This is a genomic window from bacterium Scap17 (genome assembly GCA_013376735.1).
In the GTDB taxonomy this organism is placed as follows: Bacteria; Pseudomonadota; Gammaproteobacteria; order Pseudomonadales; family Halomonadaceae; genus Cobetia.
This window is the reverse complement of record VINJ01000001.1, coordinates 2,964,218-2,981,029: the sequence shown is the minus strand read 5'-3', so window position 1 is coordinate 2,981,029 and position 16,812 is coordinate 2,964,218. Positions and strand designations below refer to the sequence as shown.

The following is a 16,812-nucleotide window of genomic DNA, read 5'->3' as shown; positions in this document are numbered from 1 at the left end:
CAGGAGCAAGGCAGATGAGCGATACCCTGATCATTGGTGGCGGCGTGATCGGCATGATGATGGCGTGGCAGCTGGCCGAGGCCGGCCAGACGGTCACGCTGCTGGAGCGCGGCCAGTGCGGGCGCGAGGCATCGTGGGCCGGTGGCGGTATCGTCTCGCCGCTGTATCCGTGGCGCTATTCGAGCGCTATCTCATCACTGTCACGCTGGTCAGAAGGCGAATACCCCAGGCTTGCCGAGGCGCTCAAGGACGCCACCGGCATCGATCCCGAATACCGCCAGAAGGGTCTGATCTACCTGCGGGTCGAGGATGAGGCGCTGGCGCTGGACTGGGCGCGCACTCAGCACAAGCCGCTGGAGGTGATCGGGCGTAAGGCGCTCTACGCGCGTGAACCGAATCTGGTCGCGGGCCATCAGGAAGCCTTGTGGATGCCGACACTGGGCAGCATCCGCAATCCGCGCCTTGGCCAGGCACTGCGTGCGCGTCTGCTGGCCCACCCGCGTATCCGGGTGCGTGAAGATTGCGAGGTGCAGCAGCTGGTGTTTGCCTCGCCGTCGCGTGTCACGGGCGCACGGCTTGTTGATGAGACCGTCAGCGCAGACAACGTCGTGGTGTGTGGCGGCGCCTGGAGTGGCAAGTTGCTCGCCGCCGCCGGTGTGCTGTTGCCGGTGCGCCCGGTAAAGGGCCAGATGATGGTGTTCAATCCGGTGGCGGCGGGGCTTTGCAGCGTGTATGCGCCGCTATTGTCGCGTGTGGTGCTGTGCGATGGCCGCTACGTGATTCCGCGCGCCGATGGGCGAATTCTGATCGGCTCGACCCTGGAGCATCAGGACTTCGACAAGTCCACTACCACGCAGGCGCGCGAGTCACTGCATGCCAGCGCCGCGAGCATCCTGCCTGCTCTGGGGGATCTGGCGCCGGAACATCACTGGGCAGGTCTGCGTCCGGGCACGCCGGATGGCACGCCCTTCATCGGCGCGGTGCCGGGGCTGAACGGCCTCTACGTGAATGCCGGCCACTACCGCAATGGTCTGGTGCTGGCGCCCGCCGCCACGCGCCTGCTCAGTGACATCCTGCTCGGGCGTGAGAGCTTCATGTCAGCGGAGGCCTTCACGCCACCGGGCGTGGCAGCGCCCACGGCCCTCGCAGGCTGAATCGTCCGAGGGCGGCGATCGGATGGCCTTGGTACGGCATCAGCGCGGTGCGATGGGACCAGTTGGCGCCGAAGCAGCCCCCTTGGTACCAACTGGCCCAATCGGTGGCATCCAACTGGTGCTAAAGGGCGGTGCGAGTGTCGGCGTAGTCTCGGGTCATGGCACAGCGCCTGCTGTCGCCCTTGCTCAAACGACACGCTCGAACAACAAGCCCAACAACAAGACTGCGGAGCCCGACCCATGACTCACCAAGCGACCATCGAACTGCTGACTGCCTTCTGCGATGCCCTCAACCGTCACGACATCGACGACTGCCTGTCGATGATGACCGATGACTGCGAATTCCTCGCCATCGCCGGCCCGGAGCTGGAAGGCAAGACCTTCGCCGGTCAGGACGCCGTGCGTGCCGGTCTTTCCGCCGCCTGGCAGAACGCGCCGGATGCCCAGTGGATCGACGCGGAAATCTTCGCCGATGGCGACCGTGGCTTCGTCATCAGCACCTATACCGGCACCACCGCCGATGGCGCGCGCAGCGAAGCGCGCATGATCGACGCCTTCACGCTGCGTGACGGCAAGATCGCGATCAAGAACGCCTTCCGCAAGAACCGTCCGCCCGTCAACGTCTGAGCGCCAGCGGCGTATCGATCAGGGATGAGGTTTCTGAAGCTGTCTTTGCCCAGGGGGCAGCGCGTCATGGCGTCAGGTCGTGGCGTGCGCCCCGTGGGTGAGAGGAGGTGTTCGAGATGGAAACTATCGTGCAGCATGGCGCCCGGCCAGATGAGGTGGGCAGCGAGTCACCACAGCGCCCGGCCACTCAGGCCTCCCGGCCATATGACCCGGCCTATGACCCGATGGTGAGCGCCACCCCCGGCGAAGGGCGCGATTACGCGCCGACCTACTGGGTCGCCACCGCCGGCGAGCCGCCGGCAGACGATGGCCCGGTGATGGGCGATATCGACGCCGATGTGGTGATCGTCGGTTCCGGCTTCACCGGTCTGACCGCTGCCATCGTGCTGGCCGAGAAGTACGGCATCAAGGCCACCGTGCTGGAGGCCAATCGGGTCAGCTGGGGCTGTTCGACCCGCAATGGCGGTCAGGCGCAGTGCGCCACCGGTCGCCTCAAGCGCTCGCAGTGGATCGAGCGTTACGGTCTCGAGGCCGCCCACGGCCTGCACCGCGAGTGCATCGAGGGCATGGAGAACTTCAAGGAGTTGATCAAGGACATCGACTGCGATCCGCAGCCGGGCGGCCATCTGTATATCGCTCACCGCGAGCGCATGATGCCGGGGCTGGAGAAGGAAGCGCGCCTGTTGCGCGAGACCTTCAACTACGATGCCCGCATCATCGATGGCGCCACGGTGCGCAACGAGTGGGTCGGCGATGAAGAGGCCTGCGGTGCGATGCACGAGCCGGAAGGCATCGGCGTGCACCCGGGCAAGTTGGCCTTCGGCTATCTGCGCAAGGCGCGCCGCCTGGGCGTCAAGGTGCACCCGGCAAGCCCGGTGGAGAGCTGGGAGACCCGCGATGGCGTGCACTATCTGACGACGCCGGGTGGTGTGGTCAAGGCGCGCTCGGTGGGCATGGCCACTGGCGGTTACACCTCCGGCAAGCTGCATCCGGAGCTCGACAAGCGGCTGATGCCGGTGCTCTCCAACTCGCTGGTGACGCGCCCGCTGACGGCGCAGGAAATCGAGGCGACCCGCTTCCATACCCATCAGGTACTCACCGACACCCGCGTGTTGCGCCACTACTATCGCCTGCTGCCGGACAATCGCCTGCAGATCGGCAGTCGCAGTGCCGTGTCAGGCCGTGACGCGCCCAAGGCGCAATACGAGCAGCTGCTGATCGCCGACATGCATCGCAAGTTCCCCGCGCTGCAGGGCATCGAGGTCGATTATTCCTGGTGGGGCTGGGTGGATGTCAGTCACGACATGATGCCGCGCATCCATCAGCCGGACCCGAAGCAGAGCATCTATTACGCCATGGGCTATGGCGGCAACGGCGTGATGTACTCCGCCCAGGCGGGCAAGCGTCTGGCACAGTGGATCGCCAAGGACGCCGCCGATCTGGTGCTGCCGATCTTCCAGTCACGCCTGCCGTATCCCAATGTGCTCAACAAGGTCGAGTCGCCGCTGTTCGCGCCGTTCCGCCGCACCGGCCAGCGCTGCCTGTATCGCTGGTACGCCTTCAAGGATGAGGCGCAGTAGTCTGCAAGTGCGATTGTCTGCAAGTGCGATTGCCCGAAAGACAAGAGGCTCCCTGATTGCCAAGTATTATTGGTCATTCAGGGAGTCTCTTTTTAGCTATAGGGTAATCATTTTTCATAATCTCCTGTCGAGAATCAGGCGCTCATGTCGATGACGCTTTCGGGTGCCTCCATCGCCAGCGGTACCAGCTCGGCCAGCTTGAGAATGCCGGTCTCGATGCGCGCTTCCGGAATCGCCGAGAAGCCAAGCCGGAAGTAGTGGCGATGGCTGTCGCGATCGTGGAAGAAGTGCAGATCACCGACCTCGATCAGGATGCTGCGCTCACGGGCGAGGGCAGCGAGGCGGTGGGCATCGAGCGTGTCGGGGCCTTGCATCCAGAAGCACGAGCCGCCGTAGATCGCGGGCGTGCTCATCATCGGCAGATGGCGCTGGATGGCGTCGCGCATCAGCAGGAAGCGCCGCTGCATCACCTGATGCATCTGATTGATCAGGCTGTCGTGATAGCCGCGCGCGATGAACAGCCCCACCGCGCGCTGATTGTTGGTCGGCGGATGGCGCAGCATCAGACGGCGCAGGGCGCGGGCCTCTCGAATCAGCGTGGGGTGCGCGACCATGTAGCCGATACGCAGGCCAGGAGCGAGGGTCTTGGACAGGCTGCCGACATAGATGACCCGCTTGTGGCGATCGAGGCTCTTGAGCGCCGGTGTCGGGTTGTCGGCGTAGTTGCTCTCGCTCTCGTAGTCGTCCTCGATGATCAGGAAGTTGCCGGTCTCGGCCATATCCAGCAGCTGGCGGCGACGCTCCAGCGGCAGGGTGACGGTGGTCGGCGACTGGTGGCTGGGCGTGACATACACCAGTCGGCAGTCCTTGAGTGACTCCACCGGCTGCATGCCCTTGTCGTCGATGGGCAGCAGCTGGATGTCATCGGTGAAGGTGCTGGCGATGTTGTACATGTCGACGTAGCCGGGGTTCTCCATCGCGAAGCGCTGGCCCTGCTTGAGCAGCAGCATGCAGCTGATCCACAGCGCCTGCTGCGTACCTACCGTGATCAGAATCTCCTCCGGGCTTGCCCAGACACCGCGGCGCGGCAGCAGCCGCTGATGGATCTGCTCGATCAGCAGCGGGTCGTCATTGTTGAGGTGGTCCACCGACCAGCTGCGGATCGACGGCACGCTCATCGAGTCGCGGCTGCATTCGCGCCAGTGCTGGGTGGGAAAGAATTCCGGGTCCAGCTGACCATAGAGGAAGGGGTAGTCGTACTGGTGCCAGTCACCGGGCTTCTCGATGGTGCGCTGCCTGGACGGCTTGAAGGCCAGCCGCTCATCCCAGTCGAGGCTGTCGGCCTCGATGTCATTGAGACGCACCGGCGTATCGGCGCGACCCTTGAGAATCTCGGGATTGATGAAGTAACCGCTGCGCTCGCGCGCGATGAGAAAGCCATCTTCCAGCAGCTGCTCGTAGGCCAGCATCACGGTATTGCGCGCGACATTCAGCTCGCGGGCCAGCTTGCGGCTGGAGGGCAGCGCGACATCACGTGGCAGATGGCCTTCGAGAATCGCCTGGGAGATCTGCTCACGAATCTGGAATTGCAGGCTTTCCTTGCGCGAGGAATCAAGGTGAAACAGCGGATGACTCATGCATGTTCTCTATTGTTGTCGCGAGAGTGTCGTTACTAGGACTTTTTACCATAAGCTCTCGTTTTATATGCATTTTTCATGCCTTTTGCTGGTAGGCAGCGCCGGGAAGCGCGGTGCGGGCCGGCGTGGACGATCCGGCCGCCAGACCCGGCCTGTCATCATTGAGGCAGAGCGCCGCAAGGAGAGCAATAGCCAGCCGGGGCTGGTCCCATCGATGTCGACGGACTGGTTCTATCGAGGAATGGCGCACGGGGGGAAAGTGATCTGGCAGGTACAACGAAAGCACAGTTCAAGCACGACGCGATTTCACACTCCCTTTCCTGGGGCTGTAGATGAGCAGGTGATGGCAATCGTGAATGGCATGAGGCGCTGCAAGATAGTGGTGCAGACGCGAAGTCATTGACGTTACGAGGTGCAGTACCCCGCTCGCTATCACGCGCAGCCGTCAGGAGCCCGCAACAACAATAACGACGGGACAGACAAGATGATCGACGCGACACAGACCCTTTCAAACCTCCGCTCCCTTGGTCGCACTGGTATGACTCGCACCGGCGCCTTCAAGACCACGCTGGCCATCACGGTGACTGCCGCGAGTCTGGGCATGGCCGCGGGCGCCAATGCCGCGACCTGGAAGATGGCCCTCGGCGATGCGGCAGGCGGCACCCAGTATGAACTGGGCAAGACCTTCGCAAGCCTGGTGGAAGAGAAATCCGGCGGCGACATCAAGGTGGACCTGTTCCCCAACGGCCAGCTGGGCAGCGAGCAGGATACCGTCAACAACGCCAGCATGGGCCTCGTTGACCTGTCCGTGGTGGCGATCAACAACCTGACGCCCTTCTCGCCGACCGTCGGCGTGCTGACCCTGCCGTATGTCATCCATGGCCCGGACGATGCCAAGGCGCTGACGCAAGGCAAGATCGGCGATGAGCTGCGCGAGAACACCCTGCGTGATTCCGGTATCCGCATTCTGGGCTGGGCCTATTCCGGCTGCCGTCGTCTGACCAACTCCAAGCAGGCGGTCGCCTCACCGGCCGACCTGCAAGGCATGGTCATCCGCGTGCCCAAGAACGAGATCATGATCTCTTCGTATCAGTCCTGGGGCGTCAATCCCAACCCGCTGGCGTGGTCCGAGACCTTCACCGCCCTGCAACAGGGAGTCGTCGATGGCCAGGACAACCCCTACATCACCATCGATGCCATGAAGTTCTATGAGGTGCAGAAATACGTGACCGACAGCTGTTACGTGTTCTCGATGGAGCCGCTGATCATGGGCGAAGGCACCTTCCAGAGTCTCAGCGAAGAGCAGCAGAAGCTGGTGCTGGCCGCTGGTGAAGAGGCGACGTCCCATAGTTACGACTACCTGCTGGCCACCGAGGATTCCATCAAGAAATCGCTGGTGGAAGAGCACGGCATGACCATCACCCAGCCCGCCAATGATGAGAAGGAATGGATCGCCAAGGCCTCCAGCATCTGGCCGGACTTCTATGACAGCATCGGCGGCCGCGACAAGCTGGTCGAAGTGCTCGAGACCCTCGGACGTGATCCGTCCACCGCGCCCTGAAGACCTCCTGAACGGCTGAGGCTTTCAAGGCCCGCCCGGATTCCCCTGCCTTCCGGCACCTGTCATGAGCATGCCAAGAGCATGTCGTCGACATGTGATCGCTGGCAGGGGAGACGTGGCGTCAAGTGGTCATCGCTGGTGATGTCGGGGGATCTGTATCCATGCGGGTATTGTTGAAGTTCCTGGATAATATCGAGAACTATCTCTGCCAGTTTCTGCTGGTAGTGTTCGTCATCATTCTCTTCGCGCAGATCATGCTGCGTAACCTTTTCAGCTACTCGATTCCCTGGGGAGACGAGCTGGCGACCTATGCCTTCGTGTGGTTTGCCTATCTGGGCGCCGTGTATGCCACACGCATGTCGGCGCATAACCGTGTGACCTTCCAGTTTCGATTCCTGCCGCGCTGGGTGGAAACCGTCTGCGGCGTCCTGACCGATATCATCTGGATCGCCTTCAATGCGGTGTTCATCTATTACAGCTACGACTTCGTGTTCAACAAGATGAATCTTTTCTGGAAGTCACAGACATTGGGTGTGCCGATGAAGTACTTCTATCTGATTCTGCCGCTGGCCTTTACCGCCATGACGGTGCGCATCATCCAGACCAATTATCTCAAGTTCGTGCGCAAGGAAGACATCGTGGACCCGGAATCCCAGGCAATGGAGGAATTGAAGCAGGGTGATGATGGCCAGGTCAGTGAAAGACAGGGCAGTGAAAGACAGGAGGGCGGCAAGTCATGATCGATTCCACCATCATCTACATCCTGTTTGGCGTCTTCTTCCTGCTGCTGGTGCTTGGCGCACCGATCACCGTCTCGCTGGGTGTCGCGGCGCTGGCGACCTATCTGAGCATCGATGAAAACCCGATGGCGTTCGTGCAGATCGCCTTTACCTCGGTGGGCTCCTTCCCGCTGATGGCCTTGCCGGCCTTCATTCTGGCCGGGGCGCTGATGGAGGCCGCCGGCATCTCGCGGCGTCTTGTCGATATCGCCGAGGCCTTCGCTGGGCCGGTGACGGGCGGACTGGCCGCCGCCACGGTATTTGCCTGCATGTTTTTCGGCGCGATTTCCGGCTCAGGGCCTGCCACCACGGCGGCGGTCGGCATGCTGATGATTCCGGCGATGGCCAAGCGCGGCTATGACCGTGGCTACGCCTCGGCGATCACGGCCTCATCCGGTGGATTGGGGGTGGTGATTCCGCCGTCGATCCCGATGGTGATCTTCGGGATTTCCGGCATGGGCCTGCAGCCGCCGCCCGAAGCGGTGGCCATGCATGGTGATTTCCAGACGCTTTCGATCCCGAAGCTGTTCATCGCCGGCGTCATGCCGGGTGTGGTGATCGCCGGTTTCCTGCTGACGATCAACTACGTGATCTCGAAGAAACGCGGCTATCGCGGGCTGACCAACAGCTGGTCGTGGACGCATATTCGCGCCACCTTGAAGAAGGGCATCTGGTCGATGCTGGCGCCCTTCATCATTCTGGGCGGCATCTACAGCGGTCTGTTCACGCCGACCGAATCTGCCATCGTCGCCATCGTCTATACCCTGATCGTCGGCATCTTCCTGCACAAGGAACTCAAGTGGAAGCCGACGCTGCGCACCCTGGAAACCACCACCTGGATCACCGGTCGCGTGCTGCTGATCCTGTTCACGGCGACGGTATTCGGGCGGCTGCTGGTCGAGCAACGCGTGCCGGCCCATATCGCCGAGGGCATGCTGGCGATGACCGATAACCTCTATTTGATCTGGGCGATGATCATCTTCTTTCTGCTGTTCGTCGGCATGTTCATGGAGACGCTGGCCGCGATCATGATTCTCACCCCGGTGCTGCTGCCGATCATGTACATGCTGGGGATGGACCCGGTGCACGTCGGCATCGTGGTGGTCTGCGCGCTGGCCATCGGCTTCCAGACGCCGCCATTGGGAGAGAACCTCTTCGTGGCTTCGGGGATAGGCGGCGCCTCCATCGAAGAGATTTCCCTGAAGGCATTGCCGTTCGCGGCGGGCTCGGTGGCGGCCATCTTCCTGATCGCCTATGTGCCTGAAATCTCGCTGTGGTTACCCAGGGTGATGGGGTACTGAAGCGCCATCCGTACGCTAGCCCTGCAATGAACGAGGAGAAGGATGATGCCGGCAGTCAAACGAATTCTGTGTTGTGTAGGTCTGCGCGGAGATTGTGAGCGGGTACTGGCGCGCTCGGTGTGGTTGGCGGGGGCGACGGGCGCCGAGCTGCACGTGCTGCACGCCGTCAAGTCACTCTCGGATGACGTGATGAACACCCTCAAGGTCAACATCCGCCACAAGCCGACGCTGGAGGGCCTGATGCAGCAGCGGCTCGATCAGGCGCAGGAAAATCTGGAAAAGATGCTGGAGGACTTCTGGAGCACCCATGACGACGGCGATCCGCGCCCGGTGATCGCCGGGCTGAATGTGGTGGAGGGCTATCCGGCCTCGGAGATCATCCGCTACGCCACGCGCCATGACTGCGACATGATCATCATGGCCACCAACAAGCGCGGTTTCGTGGCCTCCTATGCGGGTAAGGTCACCAAGGGGGTGATCAAGCGCGCCAGCATTCCGGTGGTGGTGGTGCCGACGCCCTGAGCCGAGGGAGGCACATCAGGGCGGCACGTGAAAAAGCTCGCCCCTACAGACAGTGACGGTCTGTGGGGCGAGCTTTTTTCTGATCATGCTCCATCTTTCGCTTTGATCATGCTCCCTCTTGTGCTCGGGGTATGTTCCCTTCTCAGCGTCACTGAGGTGCCTGAGTCACAGCGTACCTTCCAGCTCGGTGGCGATCTGACGCATCAGCGGTGCCCACTCCAGCAGGGACTCGATGGAGTGGCGCAGACGCGGCGCGTGGATCGCCAGTGTCGCCTGGATCTGGCCGACCTCATCGAAGACCGGCACCGCGATGGCGACCATGCCCTGGATGAACTCTTCATCATCGGTGCTCAGCTGATTGCGCACCACGGTGTCGAGCGCCTCTTCCAACGTGGCACGCGAGGTCAGGGTGCAGGGTGTGTGCGCCTCCAGCGCCAGATGGGCGAGCAGGGCGCGGCGACGGTGCAGCGGCATCAGCGCCAGAAACAGCTTGCCACTCGCGGTGCAATGCAGCGGCAGGCGTGAGCCGGGGGCCAGCTGGATGCGCACCGGCCAGTTGGTTTCCACGCGGTCGTAATACATCACCTCGTGGCCATCGAGCAGTGTCAGGTTGCAGGTTTCGCCGACTTCCCTGGCCAGCCGTTCCAGCAGGACGCGGCGCGGCACCTTGAGGCCTTCATTGGCCAGTGCCCCCAGCGACATGCGGCGAAAGCGCGGGCCGGGCAGCAGGTGACGGCCATCCAGATCACGACTGATCAGCTGCTGTTCTTCCAGCTGCTTGAGCAGGCGGTGGATGGTCGGCTTGGGAATGTCGAAACGCTTCTCGAGATCGGCGGCGCTGACGGCATGCTGGGTGGTGACGATGTCTTCCAGCAGGCTCAGGGCCCGAAAGAGGGTCGAATTCGTCGTGATGTCTTTGCTCATCTAGTGTCCTCATCCTGACTGTCGGGGGCATGTCGTGGGCGATCAGCGCGGCCGACAGGGGCAGGGTGGCAAGGCGTCAGTGCATCGATTCATCACGCAGGCCGACATCTACTGATGGCTTGCGTGCTGAGACGAAGACAGCCCCTTGCGGGGCTGTCGATGAGGCTAGTGTTACAGGTTTACCAGGAACAGGGAAAGGGAAGGCATCAGGCAGATGGCCAGCCAGCAGGCGATCAACGCGATGAAATAGGGAATCACGTATTTCACCAGTCTGACGTAGGAGATGCCGGTGATGCTGCTGGCCACGTACAGGTTGAGCCCGAAGGGTGGCGTGACGAAGCCGATGGCGGCACCGACCAGGAAGATCACCGAGAAGTGGATCGGGTCGACCCCAGCCTGCTGGGCGATGGGCGCGAGAATCGGCGCCAGGATGATCGTCACCGGCAGACTCTCCAGGATCATGCCCGCCAGCAGGATGATCAGCATGCAGGTGCCCAGCGTCAGGTAGTAGTTGTCGATGCCGCTGAGCATCTCGCTCAGCGCCTGACCGGCACCCAGCACCGACAGCAGCTGCTGCATGACCACCGAGATGGCGATCAGCGGTGCCAGCATGCCGGCGATCTGACCCGAGCGCAGCATGATGGTCGGCAGCTTCTTGAGGCTGATCTCGCGAGTGATCATCAGCCCCGCGATCATGGTGAAGCCTACGGTGATGGCGGCGGCTTCGGTCGGCGAGAACTTGCCCGAGTAGATGCCGTAGACCACCACGCCGATGGTCGCGAAGCCCAGATAGGCCTTGCGCGCCAGCCTGGCACTGACCCCGGCCTTGAAGGGCTGCAGCTGGCCCCAGCCATTCTTGCGCGCCACCAGATAGCAGGCCCCCATCATCGCGACCACCATCAGGGCGCCCGGCACCATGCCGGCAATGAACAGGTCACTGATCGACAGGTTCATCATGAAGCCGTAGACGATGAAGATGATGCTGGGCGGAATGATGATGCCCACGGTGCCGCCGGAAGCCGCCGTGGCAGCGGCGAAGCGCTCGTCATAACCGTTCTTGACCATCTCGGGCTGCATGATCGAGCCGATGGTGGCGGTGGTACCGGCGTTGGAGCCGGAAATCGCCGCGAACAGCCCACAGGCGCCGAGGGTCGACATGCCCATCCCGCCGCGCATCCAGCTCAGCGTCGAGTAGGCGAAGTCTGAGAGCCGCTTGGCGATGCCCGCCGCGTTGATCAGGTCCCCCGTGAGGATGAACAGCGGCAACGCCAGCAGGCCGAAGAAGCTCAGCCCCTGGAAGAGGGTGACGCCGACATTGGCCAGCGTGAAGTCGATCACCAGACTGGTGCCGACCACCCACAGGCCGATGACGAGGAAGATGGGCACGCCGAGCAGGAAGAAGGCGGTCACGCCCGCCGTGATCAGGGAGATCCAGATACCGTCTGTCATGCTGACCTCCTCAGTCCATGATGGACGGTTGCAGGTTGAAGGAATCGCCGCGGCGATAGCGCGCCCAGTCGGCGTAGAGGTTCTGCAGTACGCGATAGATGATCATCACCCATGCCAGCGGCGTGGCGAGGTAGAACCACCACTGCATGACGTTGTCGGTGCCCGGCACGATGGCGTAGTTGTCGTAGGCCAGCGTCACCTGGGTGGTGGTGAAGTAGATCACCATCATCCCGAAGCCGATCCACAGCACGGCGTCCAGAATCAGGCAGGCGAACTGGCCGCCGCGCGGCAGCTTCATGCGGATCTCGTTGAGGCTCAGGTGAGTGCGTTTCTTGACGTTGAGCGAGGCGCCGAACCAGGTCAGCCATAGGAACAGCAGCACCGGAATGCTGGTACTCCACGGCGCCTGCAGGCCGAAGAAGAAGCGGCGGATGACTTCGACGAAGATGATGCCGGCCATGCCGGAATAGGCGATCAGAATCACGACCTGTTCCAGATGGGCATCCAGCCACAGGAAGGGACGCGCCCAGGGCGCGGCCTTCTTGATGGCAGGTTGCTTCGTCGATTGGCTGAAGATGGTGGTATCGCCCATTACCCCCTCCACCAGCGCTGCGGCTTGACGTTGACGGCGGCGACATCACGTGGAATCTCGCGCGCGATGGTGTGGATTTCCTGATAGATGTCGAGACCGCCGGACCACTTGTTGAGGCGTTCACGCCACTGTTCCCAAGGCTCGGGATTGAATTCCGGCGAGCACATCTGTTCGGCGCGTGAGCGTTCGGCGTCAGACAGCGGTGCCACGCGCACGTTGTTCTCGGCGAAGACGGTACCGGCGGCAGGGTGCTCGGTGGCACCGACGATCTCGAAGCGTCCGGCCTCGTTCATGCCCTGAGTGAAGATCTGCGCGCAGTAGGCGGACTCCATCACCTGGTCCTGCAGTTCGGAGCCGAGGCTGTCGAACTTGGGCAGGCTCATGCCGGTGTGCTCGGTGCCGGCGAAGAAGCGCAGGTCGACCGCCTGGGACACCACCGGTGCCATGCCGGCGTAGGCTACGGCGCTCATCCAGGTCTCGGCGCCATCCAGCAGGCCCTGGCGCAGGCCATCGAGGGTTTCTTCCCAGGCGACCGGCACCGGGTTCAGGCCCAGCTGCTCCATCGCGATACGCCCCATCTGGGTGCCGGTGACGCGATTCTTGGTGCCCTTGAGGTCATCGATGCTGGTGACCAGCGGTTTGTCCTGCCACTTGAGGCCGAGCATGATGCCGCGCAGGTCACAGTGGGTGAACAGGAACTGCAGGTTGTGGCGCTGGCGCAGCGGTTCACGCAGCAGCTGCTCACTCTTCTTGTGATAGAAAAAGTGGAACATCGAGGCGACGGTGGGGAACAGATAGGCGAAATCGAGCACGTTCAGATACGGCGCGCTGCCCGAGGAATTCTGGGTGGAGGCCGAGTAGATGTCGACGATGCCCTGTTGGGTCTTGCCGACGCAGTCCAGCTGGTTGCAGACCTCGTTGCTGCCCATGAATTCGACGCGAATCGCGCCGTTGGTGCGCTCCTCGAGATCACGTGCGAAGAACAGCTGACCGGATTTCTGGATGTCTAGGTTGCGCTCGTTGAAGCCGGAAGCACCGAATCGTAGCTGGAACTTGGGCGCTGTCTTGTAGCGGCGCTGCTGCTCCTGGTCGGCGGCGCGCGCCAGCGTGGACGCGGTGAGACCTGCGCCGAGGCCGGTGGCGGCCAGCAGGGTCGAGGTCAGGCCGAAGCGACCCGAAATGTCGAGGAAGTCACGGCGTGACAGTTTGCTGAGTGGCGATGGCATGGTAGTGCTCCCGGTATTGTGTTTGCTTTTGTGTTGGGATACTGGTCTGTCGGCTGGGCTGAGATGTCGTCTTCCCCGGCCCTATACTGGCGTTGTTGTGGTTCTTGCGGTGCGATTCTTTGTTCCGTTGCGTGTCTGGCAAGCAGTCGGCTGATCACTTCTTTAGCCAAGTGCTTGTTTATCCGTCCTTATTTGCTGTCCTGATTTGCCCGTCTTTATTTGTCAGGCGTTTTCGCAGTGCCTGTTCAGAGCGTGTCTCTTCAGAGAGCGCTGGAGCGCTTGTCAGACATATCCGCTATTTCTTCAAAGCCTCTCCAAAACACCCCAAAGTCTCTTCAGAGTCTCCTCAAACTCTCTCCAAACATGTCTGCAGAGCCCATGAGCCCTGCTTCTGGCCTCTCTGGTGACTGCCATTGATGGCGGTCTGTGTTGTTCTCGTTAGTTCGTCTTACATAGTTGGTCGTATAACGAGACGAAAAGTACCGTTACCGGCGTTTCAAATCTCAATGTAGGGCACTTTTTCAGCTTTGGCAAAGATATTGAGACAATACGTTTCGTATTTGACGAATTCAAATTTTGATACCATGATTATGAGACAATATGTCTCGATACGGTATATAAAATAATGAAAACAACACGTTACGCCAATGCAGATGCATCAGCCGCCTATGACTACATCGTGATCGGGGCGGGTTCAGCCGGTTGCGTGCTAGCCAATCGTCTAACCGAAGACCCATCCATCAAGGTGTTGCTGCTGGAAGCCGGTGGCTCGGACTGGAATCCGTGGATCCATGTGCCGGTGGGCTATTTCAAGACGATGCACAATCCGGCGACCGACTGGTGCTATCTCACCGATCCTGACGAGGGGATCAATGGCCGTCGCCTGCAGTGGCCGCGCGGCAAGGTGCTGGGCGGGTCCAGTTCACTCAACGGCCTGTTGTATATCCGCGGCCAGCATGAGGACTACGACGACTGGGCGGCGGCAGGCAACAAGGGCTGGGACTTCAAATCGGTGCTGCCGTATTTCCGCAAGTCGGAATGTCAGTCGCGGGGTGCCAACCAGTGGCACGGTACCGATGGGCCGCTGCATGTCTCTGACCTGCGCCTCAAGCGTGAGATTGCCGAACGCTTCATCGAGGCGGCGGTGGAGGCGGGGATTCCGCTCAACAAGGACGTCAATGGTGAGCGCCAGGAAGGGGTCGGCTATTTCCAGCAGACGACATACAAGGGCCTGCGTTGCAGTACGGCCAAGGCCTTCCTGCGTCCGGCGCTCACACGCAGCAATCTGACACTGGTCAAGCATGCGCACTGTCGCCGTGTGTTGCTGGAAGGCAAGCGCGCAGTGGGAGTGGAATACGAGGTGAAGGGCACGATCCACACGGCGCGCGCCGAGCGCGAGGTGCTGCTGTCCAGCGGCGCCATCGGCAGCCCGCAGATTCTGCAATGCTCCGGTATCGGTGAGCCCGAGCATCTGGCCAGTGTCGGCGTCGAATGCCTGCACGCCTTGCCGGGCGTCGGCGAAAACCTCCAGGATCACCTGCAGGTACGCCTGGTGTTCAAGACCCAGTGCCGCACTCTCAATGATGAAGTGCGTCATCCGCTCAAGAAGCTGGCGGTCGGTACCCAGTACATCTTCACGCGTACCGGCCCGCTGACGCTGGCGGCCAGTCAGGTGTGTGCCTTCACCCAATCCCGCGAGGGGCTGACGCGTCCGGATATCCAGTTCCACATGCAGCCGCTGAGTGCCGACAAGCCCGCCGATGGCGTGCATCCGTTCTCGGCCTTCACGTCCTCGGTGTGTCAGCTGCGTCCGCACAGCCGCGGCCAGGTGCGCATCACCAGCGCCGACGCCAGTGTCTATCCCTCCATCCAGCCCAACTATCTCAGCGCCGAGGAAGACCGCCGCGTGGTGGTCGATGCCATCAAGGTGGCGCGACGCATCGCCCAGGCAGAGCCGCTGGCCTCGGTGATCAGCGAGGAGTATGTGCCGGGCGTGCAATATCAGAGTGATGAGGAGCTGCTCGAGGCCGCGCGCCAGTTCAGCCAGACCATCTATCACCCCGCGGGCACCTGCAAGATGGGCCACGATGCGCTGGCGGTGGTGGATGACGAACTGCGTGTCCACGGTCTTCAGGGCTTGCGTGTGGTGGATGCCTCGATCATGCCGGTGATCGTGTCGGGCAATACCAATGCGCCGACCATCATGATCGCCGAGAAGGCCGCCGACATGATCAAGGCCGCCCGAGTGGACATGGCTCAGGCCAGCTGACAGGCCTTCGTGCCTGAACGACACATCGCGGCGGAGCATCTTGCCCGTCATCGCTTGCCGGTTTGCTTGAGGAATTCGCGTGGCCACTGACAACAGTTCATCACTGCACGACACACCTACCCCGCCCACCAGCTTGTGGCGGACCCTGGAAGGGCGTGTGCGCACCATCATGTCGGGCCTGTTGATCTGCATCATCATCGCGCTGGCGACCACCTTCATCGCCGATCATTACGGCGGCCCGACGCTGCTCTATGCGCTGCTGTTCGGCATGTCGCTGCACTTTCTCTCCGAGGAGGGGCCGTGCAAGGCGGGCATCGAGTTCGCCTCCAAGACGGTGCTGCGCCTCGGCGTGGCCCTGCTGGGGGTGCGCATCACCCTGGAGCAGGTCGCGAGTCTCGGCCTCGGCCCGGTGATCACGGTGGTGCTCGGGGTGGTGGCAACCATCCTGTTCGGCGCGCTGCTGGCCCGCGTGATGGGGCTGGACCGCGACATGGGGCTCTTGACCGGTGGCTCGGTGGCGATCTGTGGCGCCTCGGCGGCACTGGCACTGTCGGCGGTGATGCCGCGCAACGCCACCAGCGAGCGCCACACCATCATGACCGTGGTCGGGGTGACCACACTCTCGACCGTGGCGATGATCACCTATCCGCTGATCGTCAGACTGCTGGGGCTGGATGATGCCGAGGCCGGCATCTTCCTCGGCGGCACCATCCACGATGTGGCGCAGGTGGTGGGGGCGGGCTACATCATTTCCGAGCACACCGGGGACGTCTCGACCTTCGTCAAGCTGCTGCGGGTGGCGATGCTGGTGCCGGCGGTGATGGTCTTCATGCTGCTGTTCCGCAGTGCGCGCCAGGCCAATGGCGATGAAGGCGGCAAGGTGCCGATGTTCCCCACCTTCCTGATCGCCTTCGTGGCACTGGTGCTGATCAACAGCCTCGGCTGGGTGCCGAGCGTCGCCGTGGAAGGCTTCACCGACCTGTCGCGCTGGTGTCTGGTGGCGGCGATTGCCGCGCTGGGCGTAAAGACGTCGTTCCAGAAGCTGGCGGTGGTCGGTTGGAAGCCGGTGATCCTGATGGTGGTGGAAACGCTTTTCCTGCTGGTGCTGGTGACACTGTGCATCAAGTTCGGGCTGGCCAGCATCTGACCGACTCTTGGGTGTGTTCAACTGGGTGTGTTCAACCTGAAGGG

Annotated in this window: 14 protein-coding genes; 9 read left to right on the top strand and 5 right to left on the bottom strand. The window is 62.1% G+C overall.

Annotated elements, in window-relative coordinates; all coding sequences use genetic code 11:
• Window positions 1-14: 14 nt before the first annotated feature.
• The 3 genes from thiO (at window position 15) to FLM52_12600 (ending at window position 3,361) form a co-directional block, all read left to right on the top strand.
• Window positions 15-1,154 carry a glycine oxidase ThiO gene (gene thiO / locus FLM52_12610; GenBank protein ID NVN56621.1) on the top strand — a complete coding sequence of 380 codons (1,140 nt, stop codon included), beginning with the start codon at window positions 15-17 and terminating at the stop codon, window positions 1,152-1,154.
• A 240-nt stretch (window positions 1,155-1,394) separates the two neighbouring features.
• Complete coding sequence (locus FLM52_12605; GenBank protein ID NVN56620.1) at window positions 1,395-1,781, top strand: nuclear transport factor 2 family protein; 387 nt, start codon at window positions 1,395-1,397, stop codon at window positions 1,779-1,781.
• 116 nt (window positions 1,782-1,897) lie between these two features.
• The gene (locus FLM52_12600) at window positions 1,898-3,361 is read left to right on the top strand and encodes an FAD-binding oxidoreductase (protein ID NVN56619.1); all 1,464 of its coding nucleotides are present in this window, start codon (window positions 1,898-1,900) and stop codon (window positions 3,359-3,361) included.
• 134 nt (window positions 3,362-3,495) lie between these two features.
• Here FLM52_12600 and FLM52_12595 read toward each other — a convergent pair whose 3' ends face one another.
• Window positions 3,496-4,998 (bottom strand): PLP-dependent aminotransferase family protein, encoded by a 1,503-nt coding sequence (locus FLM52_12595; GenBank protein NVN56618.1) that lies wholly within the window; start codon window positions 4,996-4,998, stop codon window positions 3,496-3,498.
• A 634-nt stretch (window positions 4,999-5,632) separates the two neighbouring features.
• On the opposite strand from FLM52_12595, the gene FLM52_12590 reads away from it, so the two are divergent.
• The 4 genes from FLM52_12590 to FLM52_12575 all read left to right on the top strand — a co-directional run bounded on the left by FLM52_12590 (window position 5,633) and on the right by FLM52_12575 (window position 9,161).
• Window positions 5,633-6,559 (top strand): TRAP transporter substrate-binding protein, encoded by a 927-nt coding sequence (locus FLM52_12590; protein NVN56617.1) that lies wholly within the window; start codon window positions 5,633-5,635, stop codon window positions 6,557-6,559.
• A 161-nt stretch (window positions 6,560-6,720) separates the two neighbouring features.
• Window positions 6,721-7,299 carry a TRAP transporter small permease gene (locus FLM52_12585; GenBank protein NVN56616.1) on the top strand — a complete coding sequence of 193 codons (579 nt, stop codon included), beginning with the start codon at window positions 6,721-6,723 and terminating at the stop codon, window positions 7,297-7,299.
• Window positions 7,299-8,639, top strand: a complete 1,341-nt coding sequence (locus tag FLM52_12580) for a TRAP transporter large permease (protein ID NVN56615.1) — start codon at window positions 7,299-7,301, stop codon at window positions 8,637-8,639. Before FLM52_12585 ends, FLM52_12580 begins: the two co-directional genes overlap by 1 nt.
• Window positions 8,640-8,681: 42 nt before the next feature.
• Window positions 8,682-9,161, top strand: a complete 480-nt coding sequence (locus tag FLM52_12575; GenBank protein ID NVN56614.1) for a universal stress protein — start codon at window positions 8,682-8,684, stop codon at window positions 9,159-9,161.
• 165 nt (window positions 9,162-9,326) lie between these two features.
• Here FLM52_12575 and FLM52_12570 read toward each other — a convergent pair whose 3' ends face one another.
• From FLM52_12570 to FLM52_12555, 4 genes are all read right to left on the bottom strand, one after another.
• On the bottom strand, window positions 9,327-10,085 hold the full coding sequence (locus FLM52_12570) for an IclR family transcriptional regulator (protein NVN56613.1): 759 nt from the start codon (window positions 10,083-10,085) through the stop codon (window positions 9,327-9,329).
• A gap of 171 nt (window positions 10,086-10,256) precedes the next feature.
• Entirely contained in the window at window positions 10,257-11,534 is a 1,278-nt protein-coding gene (locus FLM52_12565) for a TRAP transporter large permease (GenBank protein ID NVN56612.1), read from the bottom strand.
• 10 nt (window positions 11,535-11,544) lie between these two features.
• Entirely contained in the window at window positions 11,545-12,126 is a 582-nt protein-coding gene (locus tag FLM52_12560; protein NVN56611.1) for a TRAP transporter small permease, read from the bottom strand.
• Window positions 12,126-13,289, bottom strand: a complete 1,164-nt coding sequence (locus FLM52_12555; protein ID NVN56610.1) for a TRAP transporter substrate-binding protein DctP — start codon at window positions 13,287-13,289, stop codon at window positions 12,126-12,128. Before FLM52_12555 ends, FLM52_12560 begins: the two co-directional genes overlap by 1 nt.
• Window positions 13,290-13,977: 688 nt before the next feature.
• Here FLM52_12555 and FLM52_12550 point away from each other — a divergent pair.
• Window positions 13,978-15,621: a choline dehydrogenase gene (locus FLM52_12550; protein NVN56609.1), complete on the top strand. Its 1,644-nt coding sequence runs from the start codon at window positions 13,978-13,980 to the stop codon at window positions 15,619-15,621.
• 169 nt (window positions 15,622-15,790) lie between these two features.
• On the top strand, window positions 15,791-16,768 hold the full coding sequence (locus tag FLM52_12545) for a putative sulfate exporter family transporter (GenBank protein ID NVN56608.1): 978 nt from the start codon (window positions 15,791-15,793) through the stop codon (window positions 16,766-16,768).
• The last annotated feature ends 44 nt before the right edge of the window (window positions 16,769-16,812 follow it).